Here is a 254-nt window from a genome sequence, read left to right on the forward strand (position 1 = left end):
GGCTATGGTGGAGCCATTGGCGGCGAAAAATTATTATTTGAAGGCAGCACTGCTATTTTCTTAAGCCGAGAAATTGCAATTGTTGTGGAATATCGACAAAAAGCAAATAATCTAGCGATCGGCGAGCAAGATTGGCAAGATCTGTTTGATGCTAGGATGCCTAATAATTTTGATACCGTTCCCGCAGCATACATTGATTTAGGGAGTTTTGAGGGAGCAGCTGCTCAAACCGGCAGCGTTTAATCTCTAACAGG

Annotated in this window: 1 protein-coding gene; it reads left to right on the top strand. The window is 43.3% G+C overall.

From position 1 onward, the window contains the following. The coding region (locus CWB85_RS22410) for a DUF3034 family protein (RefSeq protein WP_138556035.1) at positions 1-243 on the top strand (243 nt) is incomplete at its 5' end. Positions 244-254: the final 11 nt, after the last annotated feature.

Origin of the sequence: Pseudoalteromonas sp. S1727 (assembly GCF_005886375.1) — a bacterium.
GTDB lineage: Bacteria > Pseudomonadota > Gammaproteobacteria > Enterobacterales > Alteromonadaceae > Pseudoalteromonas > Pseudoalteromonas haloplanktis.